This window comes from Filomicrobium insigne (assembly GCF_900104305.1).
GTDB lineage: Bacteria > Pseudomonadota > Alphaproteobacteria > Rhizobiales > Hyphomicrobiaceae > Filomicrobium > Filomicrobium insigne.
The window spans coordinates 148,303-175,034 of sequence record NZ_FNJC01000003.1 but is presented as its reverse complement, the minus strand read 5'-3'; the positions used below and the strand labels follow the sequence as shown (position 1 = coordinate 175,034).

Annotated in this window: 27 protein-coding genes; 16 read left to right on the top strand and 11 right to left on the bottom strand. The window is 56.6% G+C overall.

All coding sequences use genetic code 11. The features are described 5' to 3' along the window. Positions 1–91 precede the first annotated feature (91 nt). The 3 genes from BLS30_RS10955 to BLS30_RS10945 are packed head-to-tail and all read left to right on the top strand — an operon-like array spanning position 92 to position 2,432. Positions 92–412 carry a PepSY domain-containing protein gene (locus BLS30_RS10955; RefSeq protein ID WP_082101112.1) on the top strand — a complete coding sequence of 107 codons (321 nt, stop codon included), beginning with the start codon at positions 92–94 and terminating at the stop codon, positions 410–412. Then, the gene (locus tag BLS30_RS10950) at positions 412–1,077 is read left to right on the top strand and encodes a response regulator transcription factor (RefSeq protein WP_046479171.1); all 666 of its coding nucleotides are present in this window, start codon (positions 412–414) and stop codon (positions 1,075–1,077) included. Before BLS30_RS10955 ends, BLS30_RS10950 begins: the two co-directional genes overlap by 1 nt. Beyond that, a complete protein-coding gene (locus BLS30_RS10945; RefSeq protein ID WP_090228789.1) occupies positions 1,074–2,432 on the top strand; it encodes a sensor histidine kinase in 1,359 nt (452 codons plus the stop codon). The genes BLS30_RS10950 and BLS30_RS10945 overlap by 4 nt, the downstream gene beginning before the upstream one ends. Here the strand turns inward: BLS30_RS10945 and BLS30_RS10940 are convergent. Beyond that, positions 2,427–2,918, bottom strand: a complete 492-nt coding sequence (locus BLS30_RS10940; RefSeq protein ID WP_244512418.1) for an Lrp/AsnC family transcriptional regulator — start codon at positions 2,916–2,918, stop codon at positions 2,427–2,429. The two genes, BLS30_RS10945 and BLS30_RS10940, sit on opposite strands and share 6 nt — an antisense overlap. Before the next feature lie 117 nt (positions 2,919–3,035). Here BLS30_RS10940 and BLS30_RS10935 point away from each other — a divergent pair, with 117 nt between their 5' ends. Next, positions 3,036–4,445 (top strand): pyridoxal phosphate-dependent decarboxylase family protein, encoded by a 1,410-nt coding sequence (locus tag BLS30_RS10935; protein ID WP_090229391.1) that lies wholly within the window; start codon positions 3,036–3,038, stop codon positions 4,443–4,445. A gap of 183 nt (positions 4,446–4,628) precedes the next feature. Further along, entirely contained in the window at positions 4,629–6,011 is a 1,383-nt protein-coding gene (locus BLS30_RS10930) for a hypothetical protein (RefSeq protein WP_244512417.1), read from the top strand. Between the two features lie 22 nt (positions 6,012–6,033). On the opposite strand, the gene BLS30_RS10925 is transcribed toward BLS30_RS10930, so the two are convergent. The 3 genes from BLS30_RS10925 to BLS30_RS10915 all read right to left on the bottom strand — a co-directional run bounded on the left by BLS30_RS10925 (position 6,034) and on the right by BLS30_RS10915 (position 8,026). Continuing rightward, positions 6,034–6,804: a molybdopterin-binding protein gene (locus BLS30_RS10925; protein WP_090228781.1), complete on the bottom strand. Its 771-nt coding sequence runs from the start codon at positions 6,802–6,804 to the stop codon at positions 6,034–6,036. Further along, a complete protein-coding gene (locus BLS30_RS10920) occupies positions 6,801–7,676 on the bottom strand; it encodes a cytochrome b/b6 domain-containing protein (protein ID WP_090228779.1) in 876 nt (291 codons plus the stop codon). The genes BLS30_RS10925 and BLS30_RS10920 overlap by 4 nt, the downstream gene beginning before the upstream one ends. Before the next feature lie 86 nt (positions 7,677–7,762). After that, positions 7,763–8,026 carry a pentapeptide MXKDX repeat protein gene (locus BLS30_RS10915; protein ID WP_090228778.1) on the bottom strand — a complete coding sequence of 88 codons (264 nt, stop codon included), beginning with the start codon at positions 8,024–8,026 and terminating at the stop codon, positions 7,763–7,765. A 394-nt stretch (positions 8,027–8,420) separates the two neighbouring features. Here BLS30_RS10915 and BLS30_RS10910 point away from each other — a divergent pair, with 394 nt between their 5' ends. From BLS30_RS10910 to BLS30_RS10900, 3 genes are all read left to right on the top strand, one after another. Further along, positions 8,421–8,966 carry a sigma-70 family RNA polymerase sigma factor gene (locus BLS30_RS10910; RefSeq protein ID WP_090229388.1) on the top strand — a complete coding sequence of 182 codons (546 nt, stop codon included), beginning with the start codon at positions 8,421–8,423 and terminating at the stop codon, positions 8,964–8,966. Beyond that, entirely contained in the window at positions 8,963–9,613 is a 651-nt protein-coding gene (locus BLS30_RS10905; protein ID WP_046479178.1) for an NrsF family protein, read from the top strand. The genes BLS30_RS10910 and BLS30_RS10905 overlap by 4 nt, the downstream gene beginning before the upstream one ends. 117 nt (positions 9,614–9,730) lie before the next feature. After that, positions 9,731–10,318, top strand: a complete 588-nt coding sequence (locus BLS30_RS10900) for a Tll0287-like domain-containing protein (RefSeq protein ID WP_090228774.1) — start codon at positions 9,731–9,733, stop codon at positions 10,316–10,318. A 72-nt stretch (positions 10,319–10,390) separates the two neighbouring features. On the opposite strand, the gene BLS30_RS18030 is transcribed toward BLS30_RS10900, so the two are convergent. After that, the gene (locus BLS30_RS18030; protein WP_139165332.1) at positions 10,391–10,564 is read right to left on the bottom strand and encodes an amidase family protein; all 174 of its coding nucleotides are present in this window, start codon (positions 10,562–10,564) and stop codon (positions 10,391–10,393) included. Positions 10,565–10,740: 176 nt separating this feature from the next. Further along, positions 10,741–11,199: a host attachment protein gene (locus BLS30_RS10895; RefSeq protein WP_052743888.1), complete on the bottom strand. Its 459-nt coding sequence runs from the start codon at positions 11,197–11,199 to the stop codon at positions 10,741–10,743. Between the two features lie 629 nt (positions 11,200–11,828). Here BLS30_RS10895 and BLS30_RS10890 point away from each other — a divergent pair. Next, entirely contained in the window at positions 11,829–12,632 is an 804-nt protein-coding gene (locus BLS30_RS10890; protein ID WP_046479186.1) for a pentapeptide repeat-containing protein, read from the top strand. Between the two features lie 29 nt (positions 12,633–12,661). Here the strand turns inward: BLS30_RS10890 and BLS30_RS10885 are convergent, their stop codons facing one another. The 4 genes from BLS30_RS10885 to BLS30_RS10870 form a co-directional block, all read right to left on the bottom strand. After that, complete coding sequence (locus BLS30_RS10885; RefSeq protein ID WP_052743887.1) at positions 12,662–13,006, bottom strand: c-type cytochrome; 345 nt, start codon at positions 13,004–13,006, stop codon at positions 12,662–12,664. 74 nt (positions 13,007–13,080) lie between these two features. After that, positions 13,081–14,376 carry a sulfite oxidase gene (locus BLS30_RS10880; protein ID WP_046479187.1) on the bottom strand — a complete coding sequence of 432 codons (1,296 nt, stop codon included), beginning with the start codon at positions 14,374–14,376 and terminating at the stop codon, positions 13,081–13,083. Positions 14,377–14,491: 115 nt separating this feature from the next. Further along, positions 14,492–15,259: a hypothetical protein gene (locus BLS30_RS10875; protein ID WP_090228771.1), complete on the bottom strand. Its 768-nt coding sequence runs from the start codon at positions 15,257–15,259 to the stop codon at positions 14,492–14,494. Further along, a complete protein-coding gene (locus tag BLS30_RS10870; protein ID WP_046479189.1) occupies positions 15,259–15,801 on the bottom strand; it encodes an RNA polymerase sigma factor in 543 nt (180 codons plus the stop codon). Before BLS30_RS10870 ends, BLS30_RS10875 begins: the two co-directional genes overlap by 1 nt. A gap of 246 nt (positions 15,802–16,047) precedes the next feature. Between BLS30_RS10870 and BLS30_RS10865 the strand changes: the two genes are divergently transcribed. The 5 genes from BLS30_RS10865 to BLS30_RS10845 all read left to right on the top strand — a co-directional run bounded on the left by BLS30_RS10865 (position 16,048) and on the right by BLS30_RS10845 (position 23,448). Continuing rightward, positions 16,048–16,467, top strand: a complete 420-nt coding sequence (locus BLS30_RS10865; RefSeq protein WP_046479190.1) for a CBS domain-containing protein — start codon at positions 16,048–16,050, stop codon at positions 16,465–16,467. Positions 16,468–16,582: 115 nt separating this feature from the next. Then, positions 16,583–17,029 carry a DUF2267 domain-containing protein gene (locus BLS30_RS10860; RefSeq protein ID WP_046479191.1) on the top strand — a complete coding sequence of 149 codons (447 nt, stop codon included), beginning with the start codon at positions 16,583–16,585 and terminating at the stop codon, positions 17,027–17,029. A 25-nt stretch (positions 17,030–17,054) separates the two neighbouring features. Next, on the top strand, positions 17,055–19,109 hold the full coding sequence (locus BLS30_RS10855; RefSeq protein ID WP_090228768.1) for a protein-L-isoaspartate(D-aspartate) O-methyltransferase: 2,055 nt from the start codon (positions 17,055–17,057) through the stop codon (positions 19,107–19,109). A gap of 357 nt (positions 19,110–19,466) precedes the next feature. After that, entirely contained in the window at positions 19,467–22,118 is a 2,652-nt protein-coding gene (locus tag BLS30_RS10850) for a TonB-dependent receptor (RefSeq protein ID WP_046479193.1), read from the top strand. A 442-nt stretch (positions 22,119–22,560) separates the two neighbouring features. Continuing rightward, positions 22,561–23,448, top strand: coding sequence for a transporter (locus BLS30_RS10845; protein WP_090228766.1), 888 nt, complete (start codon positions 22,561–22,563; stop codon positions 23,446–23,448). 18 nt (positions 23,449–23,466) lie between these two features. Here the strand turns inward: BLS30_RS10845 and BLS30_RS10840 are convergent, their stop codons facing one another. Continuing rightward, entirely contained in the window at positions 23,467–24,600 is a 1,134-nt protein-coding gene (locus BLS30_RS10840) for a site-2 protease family protein (protein ID WP_090228762.1), read from the bottom strand. A gap of 315 nt (positions 24,601–24,915) precedes the next feature. Here BLS30_RS10840 and BLS30_RS10835 point away from each other — a divergent pair, with 315 nt between their 5' ends. Beyond that, the gene (locus BLS30_RS10835; protein WP_139165331.1) at positions 24,916–25,305 is read left to right on the top strand and encodes a hypothetical protein; all 390 of its coding nucleotides are present in this window, start codon (positions 24,916–24,918) and stop codon (positions 25,303–25,305) included. A 312-nt stretch (positions 25,306–25,617) separates the two neighbouring features. Further along, positions 25,618–26,649 (top strand): DUF937 domain-containing protein, encoded by a 1,032-nt coding sequence (locus BLS30_RS10830; RefSeq protein WP_090228759.1) that lies wholly within the window; start codon positions 25,618–25,620, stop codon positions 26,647–26,649. The last annotated feature ends 83 nt before the right edge of the window (positions 26,650–26,732 follow it).

Below are 26,732 nucleotides of genomic sequence, written 5' to 3'. Positions count from 1 at the left end.
GCCCGTCCCCGCAACATTGCAAAGGCGCACTGACCGCGCCCTGACCGACGCTGTCAGCGTTCTGTCAGCTTCAAGAGTGGAAAATGCTCTGATGCCGCATCCTCTAAAAATCCTGCTCACGCTTCTTGTTTGTGGCCCCGTCCTGCTTACCGGGGTTGGGACCGCTGTTGCCGACGACATCGGACACGAGGAGGCCCGCCGTCTGGTTGAATCCGGGAGGATCCTGCCGCTCGCAGAGATCGTCGATAAGGTGAGTGTGGAGGTTCCCGGAGATATTCTGGAGACAGAACTGGAATACGATGACGGGATAATCGTCTATGATTTTAAAATTCTGAGACCTGATGGACGGGTCCAGGAGGTCGAGGTTCACGCCTCGACAGGTGATATTCTCAAGATCGAAGACGATGACTGATGCGCATACTTGTCGTAGAAGACGAGCCTCGGATCGCAGCAGACATAACGACGGCGCTTGGTTCATCTGGGTTCGTTTGCGACGTATCGACCGACGGCGAGGAAGCCTGGTTCAAGGGCGATACGGAAAACTACAGTCTCGTCGTGCTCGACTTGGGTCTGCCAACAATCGACGGCCTCAGTGTTTTGAAGCGATGGCGCGCTGCCGGCCGCGACATGCCCGTATTAATTCTTACCGCGCGCGGGGCTTGGCCGGAACGCGTGGAAGGCATTGATGCCGGCGCCGATGATTACCTTGTGAAACCATTCCAAATGGAGGAGCTCATCGCGCGGGCGCGGGCACTCATCAGACGCTCCCGTGGCATTAGTAGTCCTGTGATTGAAGCTGGCCGAATCAGAGTCGACACGCGTCAAATGCGGGTCCTCGTGGACGATGCGCATGTTTCTCTTACTCCGCTGGAATATCGGCTGGTCTCGTTCCTGGTGCACAACAAGGGGCGGGTAGTCTCGACGACGGAACTGCTCGAACACCTTTACGGTGATGACGACAGCCGCGAAACAAATGCACTTGAGGCCGCGATCATGCGCGTGCGCAAGAAGCTCGGGACAGGCTCGATCGAAACCCGACGCGGCTACGGCTACATCATCATGGATGAAGCGTCGTGACCGCCCGATCACTCAGGTGGCGATTGCTTATCGCTGCCGCAGCGTACATCTCCACCGCACTTGTTATTTCAGCCTTAGTGCTTTCCCTGCTTTTCGAACGGCACGTAAAGGCGTGGATCGACGGCGAGCTAAACGCGCAGCTTGATCAACTCATTGCCGGCGTCGAGAAAATAACCTCCGGCGAGCTAACACTTTCCCGCACGCCGAAAGATCCGCGGTTTGAGAAGGCGCTTTCAGGGTTGTACTGGCAGGTGGAATTCGGGGCGGAACACCGCGTACTCCGCTCGCGGTCTTTGTGGGATTTCAAGCTGACACTGCCGCGGGAACAGCAGATCGACCAGGAATCTCGCCACCATCGGGTGGCTGGCCCCGGCGGCCAAGAACTTTATCTCCTTCAAAAGCGCGTGGAGCTACCGGCACGGCTCGGCCGCGAACAAGCTTACTTCGCCGTGGCAATCAACGAGGCGGAGGTGCAGGCCGCTGTTTGGCGATTTGCGAACGCCTTGATCCCGTTGCTGGTGACATTGGGCATCATGCTTGCCGCCGCGGCGTGGATACAGGTTTCCATTGGGCTTCGTCCTCTCGCGTCAATTCGCGAGAAAATCTCAAGTATCAAGTCCGGTGCCCAGGCTCGGCTCGGTTCAGAGTTTCCTGATGAAGTCCGGCCGTTGGCAAGTGAGATCGATTCACTCCTGGACAAGCGCGACGATGAGATCGAGGTTGCGCGCACACGGGCAGCGGACTTGGCACACGGTTTAAAAACGCCACTTCAAATCATCTTCGGCGGCATCGCACGTCTCAAAGCCAAGGGAGACGCCGAGTTAGCCGAGGATCTAGAGACCGCCGCGCGCATGATGCAACGGCATGTCGACCGGCAACTGGCACGTGCGCGTTTGCAAGGACGCCGCATGGACGCCGTTGCGGATGTGAAGAGCGTCGCCACTCAGGTTGCCAATGTTCTCAGACGCTCTCCTGACGGGGAGCGCCTGGAGTGGCTCGTTGACGTGCCCTCAGGCACCGTTGCGAAAATTCACACCGATGATCTCGCCGAAGCCTTAGGATGCCTTGTTGAAAATGCAGCACGGTATGCCCGTTCGCAGGTCACCATCACCGCCATGAAAGAAGCGGGCGGCATTACCATTCGCGTCAGTGACGACGGTCCTGGCATTCCTAAAGACAAAATGCCGGACGCACTCAAGCGTGGAGAACGGGTGGATACGTCTGGCCCCGGATCTGGGCTGGGCCTCGCGATCGCTACTGATATCGCAGAAGCTTGGCACGGCACGCTCGGCTTTACGCCTCGCGCAGATGCATTCGCTGTTGAATTACGCCTCAAGAGTGCGAAAACTTCATAGTCGATCCGGAAGCGGCAACGGCACGTTTTCTTTGACCGTCCGGATCACGACATTGCTGCGAATATCCTTCACCATGGGCAGCTTCAAGAGCGTCCCAAGCAAAAACTTCTCATAACTCTCGAGATCCGGAACGGCGACCTGAAGCAGGAAGTCAGTCTCGCCGGATACGAGGTGGCACTCGATCACTTCCGGCATTGCGCAAAACGCTTCCTGAATTGCCTGAGCATTGTCATCGCGATGACCGTCAACCTTGATTCCTACGAGTATAGTCAATCCGAGGCCGACGCTCTTTCGATCAAGGATTGCGCGGTAGCTCTTTATAACTCCGCTCCGCTCAAGCGCTTTAACACGCCGCAAGCAGGGGGTTGGCGAAAGGCCGACACGTTCGGCGAGTTCGGAGTTCGGCATCCGCCCTTCTGTCTGCAATATCTTGAGAATTCGACGGTCGAAGTCATCCAAACGCTCTAGCATATTCCACCATTTCATTCGAAATTTTTGGCATATTATGTCTTAATGTCGGCTCTCTTCGCCTCAAATAGCACGTTTCTGCTTTCCTTTTCATGAGACACTGCGGGTCCCGCTCGTAACATGGAATGGAATATCATGGGCTTTCGAGAAGACGTCTCGATTACGGTAGATGCCTTGGATGCGTTTGCCCGCGATGCGCGCAAACGAGAAGGCCCCGTGCTTCGCCAAGAACGCTTAGTCCCACTCCAGAACGCGCTTGACGTCGCGCATCTCATCGAACACGGCGGCCTTGAGGGGCAAACGCTGCAGCGTTTTCTGGACACTTATCTCGCTGCATCAACACGCCTGCATCACCCTGGCTATATGGCGCATCAGGTTGCCGTGCCACTTTCTCAAAGTGCAATCGCGGCTCTGGTTGATGGCTTCACAAACAATGCTATGGCCATCTACGAGATGGGGCCTGCCGCTGCAGCGGTCGAACACGCCGTCATCAATTGGATGCTGGAAAAGATCGGCTGGCGCCCTTGCGTTTCAGAGGCCTCAGACAAAACAGCGGACGGCGGCGGCGTGCTGACGCATGGCGGCTCGCTCGCCAATCTGACGGCGTTGTTGGCCGCTCGTGCGCGGGTCGTGCCAAATGCTTGGCAAGAAGGGAACCCCTCTCACCTTGTCATCGTCGCATCGCCGAGCAGCCACTATTCCGTCTCTCGCGCGGCGGGCATCATGGGGCTCGGTTCCGTTCGCTATGCTCCAACCGACTCCGCCGGTCGACTTGACCCAACCAGACTTTCTGGATTTCTCGCCGGATTGCAGCAGGAAGGAACGCTTCCACTTGCCCTCGTCGCTAACGCGTGCGGAACGGCTCTCGGACTTTACGACCCTTTGCGAGAGATCGCGCACATCTGCCGGCAGCATCATATTTGGTTGCACGTCGATGGCGCGCATGGCGCATCCGCTTTGCTCTCCCAACGGCTCCGCCATTTACTGGATGGAATTGAATTGGCCGATTCCGTTGTGTGGGACGCACATAAAATGCTGCGATCATCGACGCTGTGCGCCGCCGTTCTCACACGCGACCCGTTGGCCCTCGATCGGGCTTTTCGGGAAGAGGCGAGCTATCTCTTTCACGAAAAAGATCAGCCCGGCATCGACCTCATTCACCGAACGGTTGAGTGCACGAAGGCAGCTCTTGGGCTGAAGGTGTTCTTTGCGCTTGCCTCTCAGGGGGAGAAGAGCATCGCCGCCACGATTGAACGGCAGACCGCCTTCGCCCAGGAGACCGCTGCATATTTGCGAACCGAGCCTGAGATCGAAGTCGCCGTGGAGCCTCAATCGAATATCGTGTGTTTTCGTTTTGACGGCCCAGACTCCCTTCAACTCAAACTTCGCCGGCGCCTGACTGAATCAGGAAATTTCTACATCTCGACGGCAGAGGCTCTTGGACGACGCTGGCTCCGTATCGTGTTCATGAACCCTTCCACGAATTTGAATGATGTCGTCGCACTCATCAATGAGCTCAGAGAATATCTCAAGAGTGGAGTTTGAAGGAGACAGCTCCGCTCGCAGAATTTTCTTTACCGTTTTGATTATTCTAATCTGTCAAAGATCAAGATCGAGCTTTGGTGAATAGCGTTGTCCGGCAAAATATGGCCATCTACGCTGTGAGGGATTTCCAACAACGCGTACCGCGCCAAGCGCTACCCCTGTCGCGATGAGGCCTGGGCAATAGTGTCAAAATCATTCATCGAGAGCCTGACCGGAGTTCTGCTCTTTGCAACTGCGGTCCTGGTGATGCTCTCGGAATGGCATGCAAACAAGCTGCTCTCCTGGACGGGAGACCTCTTCGCAGTATTGACGTTGTTGCTCCTCGTCGCGCAAGTTCACTGGGGTCGGCAAATCTTTGTCGTTGTCGGTCTAGCCCTCGCAGGTATCGCCTTTGCGACACGGCCCGACTGGTTTCAAATGATAGTTGGAGCCACCGGAAAAGCGGCCTTTATCGCGGCCTTGTTCACGGCGCTTGCCACAATGCGAAATGCAGCGGCGAGTTCACCTTCGATCGCCGAGTGCGGCCATTTTCTAGCTTTGCAGCCCCCGGGGCGCAGGTACATCGCACTTACCGTTGGCGGCCAATTGTTCGGTCTGCTGCTGAACTACGGCGCGCTTGTTTTGCTCGGCACCCTCGCCGAGGCGAATGCGCGACAAGAACCTAATGAGGAAATTCGCAACCACCGCATTCGGCGGATGTTGCTCGCGATCCAACGCGGCTTCGTTTCCATGCTAACTTGGTCACCTTTAGCTTTTTCCGTCGCCATCTCAACGTCTCTTATTCCGGGAGCGCGATGGTCGGATGCTCTCCTTCCGTGTCTTGTTAGTTCTGCGATCCTTGCTGGCGTTGGATGGGGGCTCGACACTATATTCAAGCCCCGCCTTTCCGTTCAGCCATCACCACGAACAGCTGAGGGAAGCTGGCTCAGCCTCTGGCCACTTTTTTTATTGCTCGCGGTACTGGGTGTCCTCGTGGGCGTGCTCCATGCCGCGACCGACATCCGCGTCATTGGAATCGTTATGATGGTGGTTCCCGTCATTTCGATCATCTGGATCAGCATTCAAAACTCGGGGAAGGTGCCCGCGACATGGGCTCGCATTAAGACGTACGTGACGAGAGATCTGCCGTCCTATCGCTCCGAAATAGTCCTGCTCATGATGGCCGGTTGGATTGGCACGCTCGGGGGCGCACTTTTGTCGCCCCTGGCTGCCGCTTCGGGGTTTGATCTTTCAAACGTACCCGCGTGGCTCTTACTCGTTTGCATTGTGTGGTTGATACCGCTGACCGGTCAGCTCGGCATGAACCCGATTATGACCGTCACACTTTTGGCCCCGCTTCTTCCCAGCGCGGCCGCTATCGGGGTCGAGCCATCCGACATCATTGTGGCGATCACAGCAGGCTGGGCGATGAGCGGAGCTAGCTCACCGTACACTGCCACGACCCTGATGATCGGCGCGATGGGCGGCGTGAGCGCACACCACGTCGGCCTGCGATGGAACGGGCCTTACATTTCGGTTTGCGGTGTCGCGCTCTCAATCTGGGTCGTTGTCCTGACGCTCCTTTAAGGTCGGGCGACGCGTAGCGCGACTAGATGCCAGCGTACCATTCGTATCCGCGATCTTCCCAGAAGCCGCCGCGGCCGCGTCCGATAGCCTTCAAGCTATCGACGATTTCAATACGCATGATGTATTTGGCGTGCTTATAGCCGAGTTGGCGCTCGACGCGCAGACGAAGCGGAGCTCCATGTGCCACTGGCAGGTTCTGATCGTTCATGGTGTAGGCCAGGATTGTCTGCGGATGGAACGCATCGACGAGATCGATGCTCTCATAGTACTGGCCATCGGCCGTGTTTTCGTATTTGTCGGCGCAATGGAAGACTGCATAACGCGCGTCCGTATTCAGGCCTGCTGTCTTTAGGACGGTGCCCAACTGCACGCCGGTCCATTTGCCGATTGCGCTCCAACCTTCCACGCAGTCGTGCCGTGTAATCTGCGTGCGCGCAGGCAGCTGCTTGAGCTCCGCGAGAGATAGGCTGAGTGGACGGTCGACCTTACCGTCTACTGTCAGACGCCAATCGGCAAAGCCGTTGTCGAGAAGGCTGGCATAGGCATCGCCCTCGGGGTGTTGCGTCCCATTCGCTTTAAATACGGGGGACATATCGGCCTCCGTATATTCGCGCGCCAATGTCGTGTCCGACAGCAAAGCGCGCTGCAAGTCCTTGTTCAGTGCTTCAGCACCCTCTAGGACGCGTGCCACGTGTTGGTTGTCGACCAAAGCATCGCAACCACCGAGTAGGGCTGCGGCCGCCGTAGCAGCAGAGCCGATGAGAAGGCGTCGACGTGTCGGGCTCACAATCATGGATGCTTCTCCACTTCAATCGCATAGCGGCCCGTAACCATCGAGCGCAGGTTATTCCACACGCCCGAAAGCAGGACCATCGCCACGTGCACAAAGACGAAACCGACGATCAGTGTCGCTGAGATGAAATGGATCGTGCGTGCAGACTGGCGGCCGCCGAACACATCAAGCAACCATGGCCACGCTGCATCCATTGCCGGCGACATTGTCAAACCTGTCGCCACCATGAGGGGCAGCAGAACGAAGATTACACTTAGATAGGCCAACTTTTGCAAAGTGTTGTAGTGGCGTGCTTTATCGCCTTTGGGAAAGCGCAGACGCGCGTGATCGGCGATCTCGTGAGCTAAATGCGAGGGGGCCAGCTCATTGGTGTTCGGCACCAACTTGCGCCGAAAATGGCCAGCGGCAATTCCGTAGATCACGTAGGCGAGCCCATTGAGGACGAACACCCACGCGAAGAAGAAATGCCAGCGCCGTCCCGTGGACAGATCCCGGTAACTCGGGATCGTCAGCCACGAGGGGAAAGCGCGCACGCTTAGTGCACCGTTATATTCAGAGGCGCCCAAAAATCCGGTGGTCGGAATTGCCAGAGAACCGATCCGGGTTTCGCCTCGGATGCTGTTACCGTCTCTATATGCGCGAATATCGATGAAGGCTGGATCCGCATCTGCTCCGTACTTCCCCCAATAAAGAGAAGGATGAGCATTAAATATTTGCAGCCCGCTCAGAAGCAGGATGAAGAGGCACAAGACGTTCATCCAGTGGGTCAGACGCACCAGGAGTGGATGACGAAAGACCAGTTTTTTTTGAGTTGCGCCAGCCACGTCGGATGACGATGGCTTCCCTACCGACCGGGATCTGGGATGAAACATGATTTTTGCTCAAGATTGTCACATGAAAATGGGCCCGGCTCCAGCCGGTTGAGCGCAAGAACCGGGCGCCTCAGTGCCTAGTTCTTCTACATTGCGTCCGACTTCATGGAGTCTTTTTCCATGCCGTCGTGTTTCTCCATCGCATCCGATTTCATTGAATCAGACTTCATGGAATCCGTTTTCATGGCGTCGGATTTCATTGCATCGGACTTCATGGTGTCTGATGCCATTGCATCTGACTTCATAGAGTCCGTTTTCATCGCGTCTTCGGCCTGGGCGACACCCAGAGACGTCAGCGCTACGGTAGCGATCAAGAGTCCGGCACGTGCAAAAGGTTTAATAGGCGTCATAATAATCTTCCTTGAAAGCGTGCGCTACTTTTAAGCGCGTGGGTGAATGCTAGGCCGATAAGCCCAGCGCGATCCCGAACACCGGAGTTTTGCAAATCCGGCACTCTGGATTTCGGACATGGCGCGTCGTTTCCGCAGGTGGTGCGGACACCGTGCCAAAGTTCTTTTGCTCGGAGGCTGGACTAGAACGGCGATGCCCTGGGCATTGCAAATCTCCCGATCAAATCTTCTCTGTCGACGCGTTGCGCCGGTGTTGAAGGTGAATTCGGGAAGGAGAGCAGGTCGGTTACTATCGTCACGTCCTTGTGATCAGTAACCTGCTCGCTAATGGTGTGTGCGTCAGCTTCGCGCTGTAACTCTTGCGCCTATTGAAACGAATAAGGATTAGGTGGACGTGCAGCCGGTAGAAGAACGGCTACGCAGATTGATGATCGAGGCTTTGGCCGGTGACGAGAAGTCGTACCGCCAGTTGCTGAGTGATGTCGGCGACCGGGTACGTGCGTACTACTCGCGCAGGATGGGGCCCGGGCATGCCTCTACGGAGGATCTCGTGCAGGAGACACTGCTCGCGGTTCATACGCGCCGTTTTACCTACGATAGCGACCGCCCGTTTACTGCGTGGCTGCATGCCATTGCACGGTACAAGTTGATCGACCATTTGCGTGCGAGCCGTGCGCATTTATCGGTGCCGATCGATGACATGAACGACCTGATCTCTGCCGATGACTCCGAAGCGACGGGGGCTCGGCACGACGTGGAGAAACTGCTGGGAGACCTGCCGGAACAGACGCGCGGCTTTATTCGCGCCGTCAAAATCGACGGGCGTTCGATTGCTGAAGTCTCTGCGGCCTCCGGAGCTTCAGAATCCGCGGTCAAGGTCGCCATTCACAGAGGATTGAAACTGCTTGCTCGACGCATGAAAGGAAACGACGCGCCTTGACTACTACGCCAGACCTCATCGACTCCCTCGCGACCGGCCTAAAGCCGGCGCCGCGTGGATTTGTGTCGCGACGATTGGGGCTTGGAATCGGCGCGGGCGTCGTCCTCACGATCGCTGCCGCCACGCTTTTTGCTTTGGGCCTGCGCCCTGATTTGCCCACCGCGTTTACGTCTCCGCCCTTTTGGATCAAGTTCGCCTTCACGGGGCTCTTGATGTTAGCCGGCCTCGTGGCCGTTTGGCGCCTGGCGCGTCCTGAGGGAAAAGTGTCCCGCTCGATGTGGGCCGGAATTGTTGGTGTCCTGCTCGCGATGTCTGCGTTGGCCGCCGTGCAACTCGCAAATGCGCCAGTCGCCGACTATCGCGCGCTTATCATGGGCAAGACGGCGGCCATATGCCCCTGGCTGATTATGCTTTTGTCGCTCCCCATACTCGCCGGAGCGCTGTGGGCCATGCGGTCGATGGCGCCGACACACCCTACGCTCGCGGGCGCCTCTGTTGGGTTGGCCGCGGGGGCGTCTGCCGCGTTTATCTATGCGTTTTCCTGCGACGAGAGCGCGATGCCGTTCGTGCTGATCTGGTACGGGCTCGGTATGGCGGTGCCCACGCTCGTCGGCGCGCTGCTCGGCCGCTACTTGCTGCGCTGGTGACAGTTTCCGGACAGCTTCTTCGTCGCACGAAGGGGTAACCTTCGGCCGCCTAGCTTAATCTTTTTGAGCGTCCTATCTTCGGGACAATGTTAGACAACTGGAACGGAGCGCTGCCCTATGCCTCAACGACTTACCGCAGGTCTTTTGGCCGTTCTCTTAGCGGCCGCATTCCCAGCCGTCGCCCCCGCGACAGAGACAAACGATGCAGAGACACTTAACCGTGCACGCGCTGCCGCGAAGGATCTCGGAGAGCGTTTGAAGGGTGAGCTTGTCGCTGCCATTAAATCCGGTGGACCTGTTACCGCGCTCCAAGTCTGCAACACTGTCGTAGGCGACCTCGCAATTCAGACCTCGAAACAGCATGGTCTGACGGTGGGCCGTACAGCGCTCCGGGTGCGCAATCCGAAGAACGCACCTGATGCTTATGAGCGCAAAGTCCTTGAAGAGTTTTTGGAAAAGGCTTCATCCGGAGCTGATCTTGCCAAGCTCGAACACATCGAGGTCGTCTCCGAGAATGGCGAAAAGACCTTTCGCTACATGAAGGCCATACCCATGGCCGCCGAACCCTGTCTCGCGTGTCACGGCACTGAGCTGAAGCCTGAGGTGAAAGCGGAGATTTCCCGGCTTTATCCCGAAGACCAAGCGACCGGATTCAAGCCGAACGAATTAAGGGGTGCGTTCACGATTTCGCGCAAGCTCGACTAGAAATCTGGTGCGTTTCTGCGCTCCCGGATCGGGGAGACATGGTCCCCGACCCAGCGAAGTCAGAAATTCGCGCTAAGCTTCCGCGAACGGATTGGTCAGGTTCTGCTCAACCCATTTGGCGGTTTGCAGAAGATGCTGATCCTCGCCGAAGCCTCCTACCAGTTGAATGGCGAGCGGAAGGCCATTGGCCGACCGCGCGACCGGCATCGAAAGCGCCGGCACTCCGAGCAACGTCCACCAGCGCATCCTTCAACTGGACTTCCTGGCCCTCATGGCCCATGCGCCCCTCCCGCCTAAGACCCCGATAAAATCTACAGCATACTATTATGCGCGCATCGTCACGGCTATGGACGCCTCATGGATGTCCAACCCTAAGCTTCACCGCAAATACGGGTGTTTTACCTATGGGGCAATCGCGGAGATTAACCGATGTACCCAGCTTCGATATGCTTCATGACCTCGGGAATCCCGGCTTTGGTCATATCCTTATCGATCTCGGCGATCACTTTCGCGCGCACATGGTTGCTCAGCGACTTGCGCAGATCACCCAGCATTGCAGGTGGAGCAACGACGATGAGCCGATCAAAGCCTCTCGCTTTCAAACTAGCGCTGAGCATATCAGCGATCTCAGTCGCAAATCTGGTGACCATTTTGCGGCTGGCATCCTGTTTCGGCTCCACCGCATGTCGCCCCGGCCCGAAGCGATCATGCACGCGTGTGGGGCGTTCGCGTGTCAATTCTCGACCGGGCGAACGTTCTTCTTCAAAATTATAAGGTTCTGAAATTGTTGTGTCGGCGCATGCCCCAAACCCTTCGACGACACGCGAAATGATGCGCGCTCTAGCGCCGTCAGCAACAAGGATCCACGTCGTACGCCGCATGGGACTGCCTCGCAATTAGGCCGGGACTTGAGTTTAAGGTATCTCTTTGGAAGGCAAGCGTGTTGATTTACCTCAATTAAGGATAATCGCCTCCTGCTTTAACGGCCCAACTTTGAGAAAGGAACTTACCTTTCAGCCCCCTCAAAAATGCTTTTCAGAAATCCCCGAACGCCACCGGGCTGACGCGCTGCCTCCCCAGTGCGGTCGACGCCAATCAAGAGTGAGGCGACGATCACATCAGGCTCTTCCTTGATAGCCAATACCGTACCGCCGCCTTCTCTCTGTCCGCCTTTGAAGATGCCATCTGTGCCGGATCGAAATAGTACGGACCTTCAACCGCTTGGGGTAGCAGCGTGCAGGCTCCGGGCGGTTGCGCGCTAGGGGCTGTGGAACCGGTTGGCCCAGTCGCCTCCTCAGCGGAGGCCGTCACGGCTAACATCCCCGAGCCTGCTGCCCCAACCGTCAACCCTCCGATAACCTGGCGGCGGAAAGCCGACTATCCATTCCTTACTCTCCTTTTGCGGGTCGCACGCCTTGTTAGGTCGGCTTCGAATAGGCATTTGAGTAAAACGTGGTGACTTTGGATATCCGTCGCCAGCGCATGCCTGCCCCGGCACGGAGGACAAACCATGCTACGCCCAGCGCTGCTGGTTACCGCTTTCGCACTCGTGATGCTGAACATCTCGCCGCCTATTGCGCGTTCGCAGGATTTCACCGGGCTCGATGTCACCTCGGAATCCTTTACCAAGGCAGACATGTCGCGGGACGACGTCATCCAATCCCTTGCCGAGCTTCCGGCTGGCGCTGAGCTTGATCTCACGGGAAAGAGTTTGAACGGTCTCGACCTGTCGGGGCTCGATCTCAGACGGATCAAACTACAAGCTGCGCGCATCAATAAGACGAACTTCAAAGATTCCAATCTCGACGGCGTCACTCTGGATCAAGCCTGGGCTCTCAAGTCTGACTTCTCGGGTGCGTCATTGAAGGGTGCCAGTCTGTTCGCAACTCAACTCTGGGATGCCCGTCTTGATGGTGCGGACTTGAGCAATGCGCGCGTCGCCGCAGATTTCACAAATGCGAGTTTGAAAGACGCCCAATTTGATGGAGCCAACCTATCGGCAGACGAGACAAACCAATCGATGGGTTTGATGCGGGGCGTCCTTAAAAGCGCGAATCTCGATGGAGCGTCATTTCGGAAAGCCAATTTGGCCCGGGTTATGATGGAATTTGCCTCTTTGCGAGATGCGGATCTTACAGACGCAAACCTGAAAAACAGCGAGCTCGCGGCAGCCGACTTCACTGGCGCCAATGTTGCCGGCGCCAACTTTGAAGGCGCCGACCTCAACTCAGCTCATATCGGCGAAATGAAAAATACGGCCAAGGCCAAGAACCTCGACAAAGCCAAAAATCTCGATAAGGCATTTCGGAACTAGGCGCGCAGTTCCTAGCTGGGGCAAAAACTTCAGAACCGTCGGCGGGTCTTCGGCGGGCCCAGGTGTTCAGTGAGATAGTCGAGGACAATCTTTTCATCTTCAGGCGGAAGCTTGGGCATCCCCTGCTTTTCGTTCATCCATACGAGCAAATCCTCCCAGCGATGACGGGGAAGCTTCTGCTGCGAAACCAGACCGAGAGAATGGCAAGCCCCGCAATAGGCCGCGACTTCCTCTCGCCCCTCACCTTCCGGCAGGCCCTGGTACTCATCTTCCTCTTGTTGCTGAGCGCCAACGGTGGGCACTCCCGCAAACACCACACAAATCCCGATAACCAAGGCGGAGAGCCACCTTGGTGCCAAAGCAATGATGCTCATGATGTTTTTCAACCGCATTTTTAATTTGAAATAGTGCGAGGAGCCCTTCGCGCTGGCTCCTCGCCGCCGGAGCGTCAGCTAACGGTAACCGCCACGCGATGCATGGCGTTGTTAAGATAGCCCTTGGGGTTCCAGACGATCATGTGCGGCTGGCTCACGCCCTGGTCGTTCGTCGCGCGGGCCCAGATTTCGTAGTAGCCGGCTTGTGGCAACGTTATCTTTGTCCGCCAGTTCTGCCATGCGAACGGATTGACGGGCTTATCGAGTTCCGCCTTCTGCCATGTCTGACCAAAGTCATAGGAGACCGCAACTTCGACAACCTCGTGTGCGCCGCTCCATGCGTGTCCCCGCACGTCGATCTCTCGACTTGAGGGCGAACTGCGGGTCATCGGCGAGGTGATCAGTGACTTAACGGGCATTTCCCCGATGATCACGTAATCCTTGTCCTCGACCTTTTCACCAGGCTCGACCGGTCGGTTTGGAACGCGGTAGGAGCTACCGGTCATCTTCGCACCGTCGTGGACTTTGTCGCGCACCCAAACGCGCGTCAGCCACTTCTGCGAGCACGATCCCGGATAACCAGAGGCCACCAACCGGACGGGAGCGCCATTATCGATGTGCAATGCCCCGCCATTCTGCTCGAAAGCGATAAGCGTATTTGGGTCCATCGCCTTTTCAATCGGCAGTCCCCGCGACAAGGTTTTCTTTTTCTCGTCGCCCGAAAGATGCGTATCGGCGCCCTCGTGTCCGGTGTAGATCGCGCTCTTTTTAACGCCTGCAGCTTTCAGTACGTCGGCAAGCCTGACGCCTGTCCATTTTGAGCACCCAACCGCGCCATAGGTCCACTGCCCGCCGCTCACGGGAGGATCGAAGAAACTTCGGCCGTTCCCGGCGCATTCGATGACCATGGCCTGTTCGACAACGTCGAAGTCTTTCTTCAGGTCAGCAATGGACAGCTTGAGGGGCTTTTCCACCTCACCGTCGATCGTGATCGTCCAGTTCGCGGGATCGGTGTTTTCCGGCGGGTTGCCATTGTTACGGATGAAGTGCCGTGCCGTTGGCGTGATGGCATCGTCGAGCAGGTGCGGCGGCGTCTCTGCGTTCAAGGGTTTGTCATTGACGAGCTGGAGCCCGTCTTTGCCCTCAACCTTTGCGACATCGGCTAGGGCTACTGGAATGAAGCCGCTCGGCATATTGCGATGGAAGGGAATGGATGCCCCGAGCATGGCTCCCATGGACGCCAACCCCGCCCCCTTCAAAAAGCCGCGACGGTCCGCGCCCGTACGGCGGCCAAACACGAGCTCGTCAGCCATTTCTGCGTCCCGTTCGAATAGCTCGAACAGCCCGCGTTCCACGGTCTTCTTTCCCATACGTTTCCTCCCTATTGTTCTCGTCAGACGACGGCTTATTGAGAGAAGACGTTTCAGGGGTCGCGTTTATTCCATGCGCCTTGGAAAAAATTTATGGTGCGTAGGAGAGGGCCGTTCAAGCTTGGCACGGGCGGCTTGCGGCTCGGGCTTGTGCGAGCCGCTGGCGCGTTTTCGCATCAAAGGGCCGTTGGCTACGGATCGCACTTTCGATGACGGTCGCGAGTTCCCGGAAGCGTCGCGGCGCCATTCCCTGAGCCATAAGAAGGAAGCTGTTGCCGCCACTCGTCCAAACCCGCGCGTGCAGTGGTGGGGCAAATGCGTTGGCCGTAATCTCTACTCCCTGTGGAATCTTGAACAAACTCAGGCGGCAACCGCGCGTACCCTCGTAACCAAGCCGATCAAGTATCCTGCCGTCGTACACAAAGCTCTCACGACCCGCGAACGCGAGTTGAGCGGCCGTCAGGTCCAGCATCTCAGGCTGTGACCCAGCATAATCCACGCGCGCTAGCCCCCCTGCCGGCGCCGAGCGATCGAAGGTCCAGTCACGATGGTGCGTTTCGAACAGGGCTGTCAATGGCGTTCCCGGCTTCGGATCGAAGTGGCCGGATAGTACGACAGCCAAGATCAACACAGCAGCCAAAGACGCTGCCGCAGCCATCGCTGGCAGGGCAAATGGCCAACGTTTCGGCTTTTCCGGCATCCGCAGCGTAACGGTCGGTGCCAAGTCCGCGATCGCGGCTTTCATCTCGCGCAGGGAGGCGATTTGTGCGGCTATAGCCCGATCCCGCGCCGCTGCGCGGGCGACGTCAGCAGCTTCCGCCGGCGTTAGTTCACCGTCGACGTAAGCACTCAGCGTTTCGATACCGATACGCTGGCTTGTCATTAACTGCTGCCCTTTCTGCCTGCCCTTTGCACGGGTAGAAACTCGATCGTCGTTTCCGCTCTGGTTTTCGCCATTGCTTTGTATAGGGCTGCACGCGCTCGGGAAATGCGGCTCATGATCGTACCTACCGGAACCTGAAGTAGATCCGCCGCTTCGGCATAAGTCAGACCTGATATATCGATGGCACCGATAATCTCCCGGTGCGCGACTGGCAATTCGCCAAAGGCCATACGGACCGCCAATACATTGACTTGCTGGGTTTCGGACCCGAAATCCCACATACCGATGTCTTCCTCGCCAAGGTCCGCGGCCCACTCGATATCGCGCTGACGGCGATGCCGGTCGGTAAAGGCGTTGCGGAGAATGCGAAAAAGCCATGCCCTATACGCGGGCTCGTCGCAGGGAACTTCCCTGGCCGCCAGAGCTTTGACTACAGCCTCATGTAAAAGCTCGCGCGCAATGTCAGCGTCGTGCGTGAGGCTGAACGCGTAACCGTATAAGCGACGCAAATAGGGCTCGATCCGCTGCCGCTTGCCTTTCACGACTGCCCTCTGCCCACTGGAATTATCCGTTTCCTACCTCGATGCATCTTAGGCAAAGCAATGGTTTTCTCGCAAGCGGCCCCGACAAAAGGAGGATAATTGCACGGTGCGCACTGGCTTGAGCCACCCGCAGCTTGACCCAGATCAACGCGATTTTTCAAACCGCGGAGAGATGATACGATCTCAGTGACCTCGACCTCGACCTCGGCCGTGGTCGTGCGAAAACGCTAGTTCGGAGTACGCAAAATGAAAGTCAAAGACGTCATGCACTCCGGTGCCCAATGGGTTGGCCCGGATACGCCGTTGTCAGAAATCGCCAAACGCATGAAGGATCTGGACGTTGGGTCCATTCCCGTCGGAGAAAACGATAGACTTATCGGTATGGTAACTGATCGCGATATCGCATGCCGTGCTGTTGCCGATGGCAAGGACTGTTCCCGGCTGACGGCCCGAGACGTGATGAGCGAAGGCATATTTTATTGCCGCGATACGGAAGATCTCGAAGATGCGTTGCGTATCATGGAGCAAAAGCAGGTTCGCCGTTTGCCGGTCATCAACGACGAGAAGCGGATGGTAGGCATCTTGAGCGTGGGAGATATCTCACATGCCGCGTCACATGAGCTGACCGGCGAAGCGATGACCGCCTTATCGGCACATCACGCCTGAATAGACAGAAGAACTAAATTTGGAGACGAGTCGTTCTTGCCGATATGGCGGGAATGAAGGAGGTCGTGAAAATATCGGGGGGCCGAACTCCGCTTACGCTTTCGGAGTATCAGCCATGACGCTACCCGCAACGGTCTCACATACCGTGCAGCAGACCCAAGAGTGGCTTAAAGAGCTGCGCGATAACGCCGACCTTGATGACGAGGCGGCCGCGTTGAGTGTCTTACGTGCGGTCTTGCATCAACTGCGTGACCGTCTGACCCTCGAAGAAGCCATCGAATTTGGCGCGCAATTACCAACACTCCTCCGTGGGATTTATTACGAGGGATGGCGTCCCTCGCGCACGCCGGAACGAATTCGCTCAAAGCAGAAATTTCTCGATGAAGTTTTGATGAAGCTTTTGCCGCGTCCCGTTCCGCCGGAACAAGCGGTCCGTGACGTCTTCGCGCTAATTGCCCATCACTGCGATCCAGGAGAAGTTTCGCAGGTAATTGGCCAACTGCCGGCTGACATAAAGCAACTATGGCCTGAGACAGCGCGTACATATCAGCAACGCATCTAGAACTCCCGCCGCACAGGAGGTGCATATGAGCGATCAACGCCATGCGCCAAGTCAAGATAAGCAGAGTAAGACACTGGATTTCTCGGCCCGCCGGCGAGCGATGGTTCACAATCAGATCGCGGCACGCGGCGTTGAGTCAGAGCACGTGCTCAAAGCGATGGAGCGTGTCCCACGCGAGCAATTCCTCCCCGAGCATATGCAGGAGTTCGCTTATGACGACACGCCGCTTCCCATTGAGGAAGGCCAGACGATTTCGCAGCCCTACATCGTTGCGTTTATGACGGAAGCGTTGAACCTCGAAGGTGGTGAGAAGGTTCTCGAAATCGGGACGGGGTCAGGATATGCCGCCGCTGTACTCTCGGAAATCGCCAGCGATGTCTACACGGTCGAGCGGCTTGGTGAACTCGCGGTGACAGCAGCTGCAAAGCTTTCTGACCTCGGATATCGCAACGTTCACGTACTTCATGCGGACGGGACGCGGGGCTGGCCCGAGCACGCTCCCTACGACGCGATCATCGTTGCAGCTGGCGGCCCGGAGGTCCCAGCTTCCCTGAAGCGCCAACTCAAAATCGGCGGCCGGCTTGTGATCCCCATAGGGACCGATCCCCGCGCTCAGGAACTCGTACGTGTCACCCGCGTGGGTGACGATGCCTTTGAGAGCGAAGACATTGCTGACGTACGGTTTGTTCCGCTCGTGGGGGAAGAAGGCTGGGCTTCGGGGAGGGCGCAATCCTCTCCGCGTCAACGCACTCGTAGATCCGCCGACCCTGACGATTCTGCTATCAGCACCGTACGCGAATTTTCGGAACCGTTTGACAGCATGGAAGATGCTGATCTTGATGCATTGATCGCGCGGATTGGCGATGCACGCGTTGTGCTTCTCGGTGAAGCGACGCATGGCACGTCCGAATTTTACAGAATGCGAGAGCGTCTCTCTCAGGAACTCATCTTAAAGAAGGGCTTTCGCTTCATCGCGATTGAAGGTGACTGGCCGGATGCTGCGCGAGTGGATCACTATGTCCGTCACTTTGAATATCCGGCTTCGGAATGGACGGCTTTCGCCCGCTTTCCCACGTGGATGTGGCGGAACCGAGAGGTGCAATCGTTCGTCGACTGGCTACGCGATTACAACGAAGCAAAGCAACCAGAGCAACGCGTCGCGTTTCATGGCCTTGATCTTTACAGTCTGTATACGTCAATCCGATCCGTTCTTGCCTATCTCGACGACGTCGACCCTGAAGCGGCGGAGACAGCACGCGAACGCTACGGCTGCTTAACGCCGTGGCAAAGCGATCCCGCCACCTATGGTCGGGCCGCACTCACTGGTCGGTTTCGGAGTTGCGAAGACCCGGTGGCGCGTATGCTTTCGAGCTTGCTGGAACGGCGACACGCCTATGCGTTACGCGATGGAGATCGCTATTTCGATGCGGTGCAGAACGCCAAGCTCGTCGCCAATGCAGAACGCTATTATCGGATCATGTATTACGGCTCGCGCGCGTCATGGAATTTGCGCGATCGCCACATGTTCGAAACGCTGACGTCTCTTCTCGAATTTTATGGCGCGAACTCGAAGACGATCGTCTGGGCTCACAATTCTCACGTCGGAGACGCGCTCGCGACAGAGATGGCGCTGCGCGGCGAACATAACCTTGGACAACTTTGCCGTGCCGAATTCGGACGGGGTGTCTACACCATCGGGTTTGGAACTGACCATGGCCAGGTCGCCGCAGCATCGAACTGGGACGGGCCGATGGAGGTCAAGACAGTTCGGCCCGCCGTCAGCAATAGCTATGAGCGGCTGTTTCACAAGGCCTCCCAAGCTGGCAACAGCTCACGTTTCCTTTTGAACGTTGCTCAGAACGGAAAATCGGACCTTTACAACGTCCTCGGAACGCCGCGGCTCGAGCGTGCGATCGGCGTCATCTACAGTCCAGAAACGGAACTCGCCAGCCACTATTTTCAAGCCGTTCTGCCAAAGCAGTTCGACGACTACTTCTGGTTTGACGAGACGTCGGCGATCACTCCGTTAGATACGAAAGAACTGGAGGGCCTCCCTGACACTTACCCCTTCGGGGTCTAGTGTCACTCTAGTTGCATATCTCCCTAAAGCTCCGCGAATCACGGTCAAACTCAATTGTGTTGGATTGCCTGCTTTTGTTGCGGTGCCGTCGTGATGTGTTGTGGTCACACCCGCTTCTAAAACATGCATTCCATACATTCCAAATCCGGTTTCCATTATTGACCAATTTGTGTTCAACGGTTTTCAGTATTACCCGTTAAGTCTTGGAAAAATAAGTAAAATCGGGATTATTTCCCACCATTTTTGGGAATTTTTCCCTTTCGGTCGACCCGCATGAGAGTTGCTGACCGTATCTCGATATCCGGTGGCACGTGTGGTGAGAAAGAGCGTCTCGTGCTCCAGTCCTAGGGGGGGCTAATGATTTTTAATATTTTGAGGCATTGCGCATTCAGTACGGGAATAGCTTTGCTGTTATGGCCAACCTTGGCTCTAGCCCAAGGCACCGAGCAACAGCCAGCGACAACAGATACACCCGCCACCACTCAGAACGGTCAGGCGCCCGTAAGTGGCGAGCCAACCGGTGCTGACTTGCCAGCGGTCGAGGTCATTCAGGATCAACCCAAGGCCAAAGCGGCGAAGGCGGCTCCGAAACAGAAGCAGAAAGCGACACCTGTAGCTCAACCTGTGGTTTCACCCGAGCCGCTTCCGCCAGAGGCCGTTTCGTCTCCTAGCGCACCCGTTTCTACAGCAGCTGGACGCGCCAACGGTGACCTTGTCCCCATGTCCCCGTCGGGAGGAGAGATTCCGGTTGGGAAATACCCGGGTGGCGTCAGCACGGTTTCGTCTACGATGATCTTGGACAACGGCCGTGTTGAGACGCAGGATGCCCTGCAAAAACATGTGCCTGGTGTCATTCTTATGGATGCCGGCGGCTCGACGTTCCGTACCCAGCTCGATTATCGCGGCTTTGGGGCGGGCTCCATCACCGGTTTCCCCCAGGGCGTCGCTGTCTATCAAAATGGTGTGCGCATCAATGAAGTCTTCGGGGATGTCGTCAATTGGGATCTCATTCCGTCAAATGCCATTAGCGATATAACGATCCTCAGCGGCAACCCGGTTTACGGACTCAATGCTATCGGTGGCGGTGCGTCAATTCTTATGAAGGACGGCTTTAGCTTCCAGGGTGTCGAAATCGACGTCATGGGCGGTTCCTTTGGACGCAAGCAAGTATCGACTCAGGTCGGTATGCAGAGCGGTCCGGCAGCAATCTACTTTGCTGGCCAGAAAATCATGGATGATGGCTATCGCGATTTTTCCGATGCTGACCTTGAGCGCATGTATACGGATTTGGGTTTCCGCGGCTCTGCCGTTGAGATGCACTTTAATCTCACCTGGGCAGGCAGCTCGGCAGGTGTCGTTGCGGCGTCTCCAGAAGAGCTCCTGAATCTTGGGTGGGAGCGTACCTTCACCTCCCCGCAAACGACTGACCTTGAACTGCTGATGCCGTCGATCAACGCGTCGGTGAAGGCAACGGACACGCTAACCTTCTCCGGTCTCGCCTACTACCGCCGCTACAGGTCCAACCTCATCGACGGCAACGTTCTGGAGGGTGAAGAGTGCGGTGAAGTTCTCGCCGAAAACCCGGGCGCGACGACGGAAGCCGACTTCAACGCGGATAACGTTTGTTCGGAAGAACTTGAGAACAACGAAATTCAACAGCTTCGTGACCTCGACGGTAATCCGATAGACGGCGACGCTGCCGGTGGCGAACCCTTCGGCGTTATCGACCGGATCAACCAAAAGGCAGAAAGCTGGGGCGGTTCCGTCCAGGCTGTTGAGAAGTCAGATCTGTTTGGCTTCAAAAATCAGTTTTTGTTCGGTGCGAGTTATGATCGCGGCTCGGTTCGGTACGGCACCTCATCGGAGATCGGTACCATTGGCCCGCGTTTCGTTGTGGACGGGTCAGGTATCATCCTCGGCGGACCTGATGACTTTATCGGTCGCGATGTCGATGTTCAGACTGAATATGTCGGTGTCTACTTTACGAACACGCTCGACCTTACCGACCAGCTGGCTGTGACCGTCGGCGGCCGTTACAATTACGCTGCCATAGACATGGTCGACCTCACCGGTGAGTTCGATGGAATTACGCGAGATCACAGTTTCGAGCGTTTCAACCCAAGCGTCGGCGCGACCTACGAATTCATGCCCGGCATTTCACTCTACGCCGGCTATTCGGAAGCAAACCGTGCGCCCACTCCCGCCGAATTGGCCTGCGCAAACCCGGAAAATCCGTGCCCAATCGAGAGCTTCCTGACGGACGATCCTCCGCTGGAACAAGTGGTCTCGGACACGTGGGAAGCTGGTCTGCGGGGACGGATGAAGTCCTTTGACGGCTCGCAGCGCTTCGACTGGGGTGTTGGATTGTTCCGCACTCAGAACACGGACGACATTCTGTTTGTTTCGGCCGCACAGACGGGTCGCGGCTACTTCTTCAACGCAGGCGACACGCTTCGTCAGGGTGTTGAGGCTGGCATGCGCTATTCCAACAGTGTCTGGTCTCTTTATGCAGGCTACAGCTATGTAAGTGCTACATTTGAGACTGCGAATGAGTTCCAGTCACCCGCGCATCCCTTGGGCACACCATGCGTCGGCGATCCTGATACTTCCTGCATCAATGTCTCTCCCGGTGACAATATTCCGGGGATCCCCGCCCATCGCATCAAGGCGGGCTTCGATTACTGGGTGACGGATCGCTGGAAGGTTGGTGCTGACCTTGTTGCTGCTTCAGGACAGTACCACCTCGGCGACGAGGCTAATCTTCTGCAGCAAGTTGGCGGATACACGCGCGTCGACGTGTCGACGTCATATCAGCTGACTGACAACGTTCAGATTTACGGCTTCGTAAATAACATCTTCGACCAACGGTACGGACTGTTTGGTACGTTGTTTGAGGCAGATGAGGCCCCGACGGATCCCGTGGGCCCCGGCTTTGAGTTCACTAACCCCCGGTCGATCGTACCGGCGCCACCGGTTGCGGCGTATGGCGGTGTGAAGGTCACGTTCTGACAATTTACAGGGGAGGGAGACACTGTCTCCCTCTGCCTCATAACCGACGAATATTCGTCGTGCTTCGATCTCCTCGGCATGTCGTTCTGTCTGGCGTGACGACGATTTCGTTCCACTGCTGGACTCGTGTTTGCGAGCAGAAACGGCATTGTCTCTTTCTTCGATCCAACGCTTTCGTTGAGCGCTTTTGCCTCGTCAGCCCGGCGGCTGAACCATCGGCGCATTTCCTTTGACCTGTGCGTTCTGATCGCGACTCGCAACAGTTCCGCAGCGCTGGTGACGAGCTTCTTGAGCGCATTCTTGGTGCCCCCTCTCACCTCCGTCTCCCCCTCCCACACGCAGATCACTGGAGACACTATAACATTAAACTTATTGCCCTTGACTGCAAAAGTTAGCATAACCTAATTTCCTATTCATCACCTAACTGAATGGGACATTCCGAATGCGCATCAATTTTGTTGGCCTTCTCGTCGGCGCAGGCCTGCTCGTGTTGCCCGTAGGCGGTTCTTTAGAGGCTGTGGCTGGCGACAGCACAAAGCGGCGGTATTCGGTTTTTGCTCCAACACCAGATCACCTGATGCGGGACATGTCGACGGACCGGCCTGATGCAACAGAGAGCCCTTTCACTATCGATGCCGGGCACGCACAGGTTGAGACCAACATCTTTGGGTTTTCGCGATCCACGCGTGACAGTGATGGCTTCAGGACCGACACTTATGAGATCGGCACGACGAACATCCGCATTGGTGTCACGAGTTTTGCCGAGCTGAACCTTGTCTGGCAGCCCTACGGAGTGGTGCAGACGAGCTCACTTCTGTCGGGGCCTGCATCCAGGAGCTCGGGCATCGGCAGCGTCGACATACGCGGCAAGATCAATCTTTGGGGTAATGACTTGTTCGGCGACTTGGGCACGAGCGCGTTTGCTCTACTCCCGTTCGTCACTCTGCCTACAGAGCGTAGTAACGATGTCAGTGCGGCAGGGTTTTCGGCAGGTCTTATCGTGCCTTTCGCACTACAGCTGTCGGACAAGATCGGCTTCGGGCTCAACGCCGGATTTGTCTCTACGAAGTCGGAGGAAACATCGAGCTACCGCACTGAATATCTGGTGACAGCAGCCGTGTCATACGAATGGACTGACCGTTTGGGAAGCTATTATGAAGTGGGCGTGGCATTCGAGACGGATGATCCGCGCGGCGATGCCGTCTTTCTTGGAACGGGGCTCACCTATGCCGTCAACAGCAATACACAACTCGATATTGGCCTCAACGTAGGTGTCTCGCCTGCCGCCGACAGGATCAACCCGTTCATCGGTATCTCCCGCCGTTTCTAAAAAATCGCTTTGCGCGGATTATCGAAGGGCGTCGACGTCCTGAGAGGACCGGCCCGGCGCCGCGGGACGTCCGGATTGCATGCCGGCGGCGCGCAACATGAAAAATTCTGCCATGTTTTCCCAGGTCACGTACCCCAGAAGCCGCTTGTCGGCATCTACTATTCCGACAGCTGGGGCAGCCTTTTCCTGGAGAAGTTTAACGACGGCTTCGAGGGGCGCATTGATGGGCCGCTCAGGAACGTCGCGCTTCATGACGTTGAGAACCGGCGTCTTCCCGCCGCTGGCTGCCAGCGCCTCTATGATTGATTGACGCGTCAACAGTCCCCGCAGTCGCCGTGCGCCATCCACCACCGGAAATTCCTGCTGCGTGGTCTTCAGCAGAAGATCTGCAGCGTGGTCGATGTCCGAGTTTGGCTCTAGGCTCTCGAATTCCGTGATCATGACATCTCCCGCATGGCGTCCACGCACGAAGTCGCGCATGTTGGCGCTATATGCTTCAGCGCCCGCCGCCAGGAAGATGAAGATTGCTATAAGCACCAGAAACGGATTGCCCAACAATCCGAGGAAACCGAATACGATCGCGAGAGCCTGCCCAACCCTGGCCGCCACACGGGTCGCCGCCTGGTAGCTCATGGCGAACCCCAACAAAGCTCGCAGAACGCGCCCGCCGTCCATCGGGAAGGCTGGAATAAGATTGAAGATCGCCAAGGCTAAATTAACCGTGACAAGTCGGCTCGCGAGATCCGCTCCAAATTGCGAGGAAATCTGCGGAACGGTCAGATCCACTTTTGCGCCAAAGAGAAGCATCAGAACGCCGGCTATCGCAACGTTAACGGCCGGTCCTGCGAGTGCGACGACGACTTCCTGACCCGGTTTTTCGGGCATACGGTCAAGCGCGGCGAGACCGCCGATGGGAAGCAGTGTGATATCTCGGGTTTTTATTCCGTAATGGCGCGCGGCTACGACATGGCCAAATTCGTGGAGCACGACGCAGGCAAACAGCAACGTTACGAAGACAATGCCATCCAAAGCGGCGACTGGGCCGGCCTGAAGCCAAAAGACTGTTCCCAACCACACCAGCAGCAAGAGAAACGTAAAATGCACCCGAATGCTTGTGCCGCCCACTTCAAACAGCTTGAATGACCACGCCATGGACTGCCTCATTTTCAACGATGCCGCTACGGTGCACCGGCGGCTGTTGCCACATTTGCCGCCACAATCGACATAGTATTTTTACCGGGTTCTCATTGCATCTTAGCAGACAGCCCCAAATCATTATAAATAAGCCATAGATTTTGTTTCTTTCGGTCGCATAACAACCCTGAAAGGACCCATTAATATAAACAAAATGTATGAATTTTGGGTCGATCATACCGAGTGTGGCGCGTTAAACTGGATTATGCAGAAGGTCCTTAGGATGGCCGCGGAATCCTGCAGGAGGGAGTCCTTAGTTACATGGGATTGGATATGAACAAATCCAAGTTGCTTTTCGTTACCGCCGTGCTGGCGCTGGCGGCGCCCGGGTCAGCTTCAGCAGCATCGCTAGATGGCACATGGAGCGGCGGCGGCTTCGTCAAACCCAGTTCTGGAGATAGCGAGAAGGTTCGCTGTCGCGTTAGCTACGATCGACAGACGGACAAAGTTTTCGGCGTGACGGCGACTTGCGCAACTCCTTCCAACAAGATTCATCAAACCGGCACGGTCTTGAAAGTGTCCGAAGATCGCTATGTCGGCGATTTTTATAATGGTCAGTTCGACATCTCCGGCCGCGTTCGGGTGGTCGTGCATGGATCTCGCCAGACCGTGACCTTTTCATCGCCAAAAGGAACCGGGAAGATGGAGTTGCGGCGCCGTTAGAATGGACAGGCTGAGATGATGTCCCCATCTGCATAAAAACGTTGAATTGCGGTCACTGCTCACCTGCCACGATGGTCTGTGCTTCGCTGACGAGCCTTCGCCGTGGCTGACCGCCCATTTTGACCCAAAGCAGATATCGCGACGAGAGAGCTCTCAAAAACTGGAACCCGTTTGTTACCGAACACAGTTCACGATAGATCTGGAAGAACGGGCTCAGAACATGTATGAAGAAGATTAAATTGCCCTAAGAATAGTCATTAATTTCTTGGATGGTGGGGTTTGTCTTCGGGGGATAACTGCAAGGAGTTTCCCATGACGACGAATTTGGTCTCCACTATCACCCAAGTCCTCAACTCTGATGTCGTGGCGCGCATCGCCTCAAGCCTTGGCTTAGACAAGGCAAAGGTCGGAAGAGCGATCCAGGCAGGTGTCCCTGGTCTGCTGGCTGCGCTCACTTCGCTCGTCTCCAAACCGGCAGGTGCCTCAGCATTGCTCAAGACGGTCTCCCAGCAAGATCCTAGTGTGCTTTCGAGCTTAGCCAGCACGCTCGGTGCCTCCGGGAAAACGGCTTTTATTGATCGCGGTGCGAACTCCCTGTCATCGCTTCTTGGTAGTACGACGATGTCGGCGCTTACCAACTCGATCGGCCGATATGCCGGTGTCGGCGCAGAATCTTCAAAGAGTCTTATGGGATTGCTTGGGCCTGTCGTGTTGGGCGTTCTGGGACAACAGCAGCGCACACAAGGGCTAGACGCTGCGGCGCTCGGAGGCCTTCTTGCGTCGCAGAAGGACAATATCTCCCGCGCGCTTCCAGCTGGCTTCGCCGAACACCTCAAGGATACTGGTATTCTCGATGGCATCGGCGGCGTTAAAGCGTCAAGCTTCAAACCCGCCTACGCTAAGCCACAACCAACTTCGTCGAATCTCGGGTGGGTGTTGCCTGCGCTCGGTATTCTAGCCGTGGGCGCCCTTGCTTGGTATCTGCTTCGGAACCCGACCAAAGAAGTCGCAACCCTCCCACCGGCCAAAATAGAGTCCCGGACTACAGCTCCCAATCGCGTAACCTTTACTGTCACAGCAGATGAGGCGAAGAACTGGATTGCGAAACCGGTATACAGCAGCGACAACAGGAAGATCGGGGAGATTATTGAGATCAATCGTGACCCCAACAACAACGTCACTGAAGTGTTCATGGACACGGGTAGTTTCCTAGGCATTGGCGCCACGCGCTACAGGATCACCTCAGACCAAATTCAAGAGGTCAAGCCCGACGCCCTTATGCTGACGATCAAGGAGTCGGAGGTTACGAAGGAGCTCCAAGGGACCAAGAACCAACCGCAATAGGGTATGGTTCATCCCCTCTGGAGGTGAGCAAAGTGGCCCTAGCCGTCGCAGTTCGCTGCGTTTCAGAATAGCGAAATTCAAGT

Bases quoted from the DNA above. Each gene is read 5' to 3' on its own strand.
- BLS30_RS10955 (WP_082101112.1), top strand. From the start codon at position 92: ATGCCGCATCCTCTAAAAATCCTGCTCACGCTTCTTGTTTGTGGCCCC.
- BLS30_RS10950 (WP_046479171.1), top strand. From the start codon at position 412: ATGCGCATACTTGTCGTAGAAGACGAGCCTCGGATCGCAGCAGACATA.
- BLS30_RS10940 (WP_244512418.1), bottom strand. From the start codon at position 2,918: ATGAAATGGTGGAATATGCTAGAGCGTTTGGATGACTTCGACCGTCGA.
- BLS30_RS10935 (WP_090229391.1), top strand. From the start codon at position 3,036: ATGGGCTTTCGAGAAGACGTCTCGATTACGGTAGATGCCTTGGATGCG.
- BLS30_RS10925 (WP_090228781.1), bottom strand. From the start codon at position 6,804: ATGATTGTGAGCCCGACACGTCGACGCCTTCTCATCGGCTCTGCTGCT.
- BLS30_RS10920 (WP_090228779.1), bottom strand. From the start codon at position 7,676: ATGTTTCATCCCAGATCCCGGTCGGTAGGGAAGCCATCGTCATCCGAC.
- BLS30_RS10915 (WP_090228778.1), bottom strand. From the start codon at position 8,026: ATGACGCCTATTAAACCTTTTGCACGTGCCGGACTCTTGATCGCTACC.
- BLS30_RS10900 (WP_090228774.1), top strand. From the start codon at position 9,731: ATGCCTCAACGACTTACCGCAGGTCTTTTGGCCGTTCTCTTAGCGGCC.
- BLS30_RS18030 (WP_139165332.1), bottom strand. From the start codon at position 10,564: ATGCGCTGGTGGACGTTGCTCGGAGTGCCGGCGCTTTCGATGCCGGTC.
- BLS30_RS10895 (WP_052743888.1), bottom strand. From the start codon at position 11,199: ATGCGGCGTACGACGTGGATCCTTGTTGCTGACGGCGCTAGAGCGCGC.
- BLS30_RS10890 (WP_046479186.1), top strand. From the start codon at position 11,829: ATGCTACGCCCAGCGCTGCTGGTTACCGCTTTCGCACTCGTGATGCTG.
- BLS30_RS10885 (WP_052743887.1), bottom strand. From the start codon at position 13,006: ATGAGCATCATTGCTTTGGCACCAAGGTGGCTCTCCGCCTTGGTTATC.
- BLS30_RS10880 (WP_046479187.1), bottom strand. From the start codon at position 14,376: ATGGGAAAGAAGACCGTGGAACGCGGGCTGTTCGAGCTATTCGAACGG.
- BLS30_RS10875 (WP_090228771.1), bottom strand. From the start codon at position 15,259: ATGACAAGCCAGCGTATCGGTATCGAAACGCTGAGTGCTTACGTCGAC.
- BLS30_RS10865 (WP_046479190.1), top strand. From the start codon at position 16,048: ATGAAAGTCAAAGACGTCATGCACTCCGGTGCCCAATGGGTTGGCCCG.
- BLS30_RS10860 (WP_046479191.1), top strand. From the start codon at position 16,583: ATGACGCTACCCGCAACGGTCTCACATACCGTGCAGCAGACCCAAGAG.
- BLS30_RS10855 (WP_090228768.1), top strand. From the start codon at position 17,055: ATGAGCGATCAACGCCATGCGCCAAGTCAAGATAAGCAGAGTAAGACA.
- BLS30_RS10850 (WP_046479193.1), top strand. From the start codon at position 19,467: ATGATTTTTAATATTTTGAGGCATTGCGCATTCAGTACGGGAATAGCT.
- BLS30_RS10845 (WP_090228766.1), top strand. From the start codon at position 22,561: ATGCGCATCAATTTTGTTGGCCTTCTCGTCGGCGCAGGCCTGCTCGTG.
- BLS30_RS10840 (WP_090228762.1), bottom strand. From the start codon at position 24,600: ATGGCGTGGTCATTCAAGCTGTTTGAAGTGGGCGGCACAAGCATTCGG.
- BLS30_RS10835 (WP_139165331.1), top strand. From the start codon at position 24,916: ATGAACAAATCCAAGTTGCTTTTCGTTACCGCCGTGCTGGCGCTGGCG.
- BLS30_RS10830 (WP_090228759.1), top strand. From the start codon at position 25,618: ATGACGACGAATTTGGTCTCCACTATCACCCAAGTCCTCAACTCTGAT.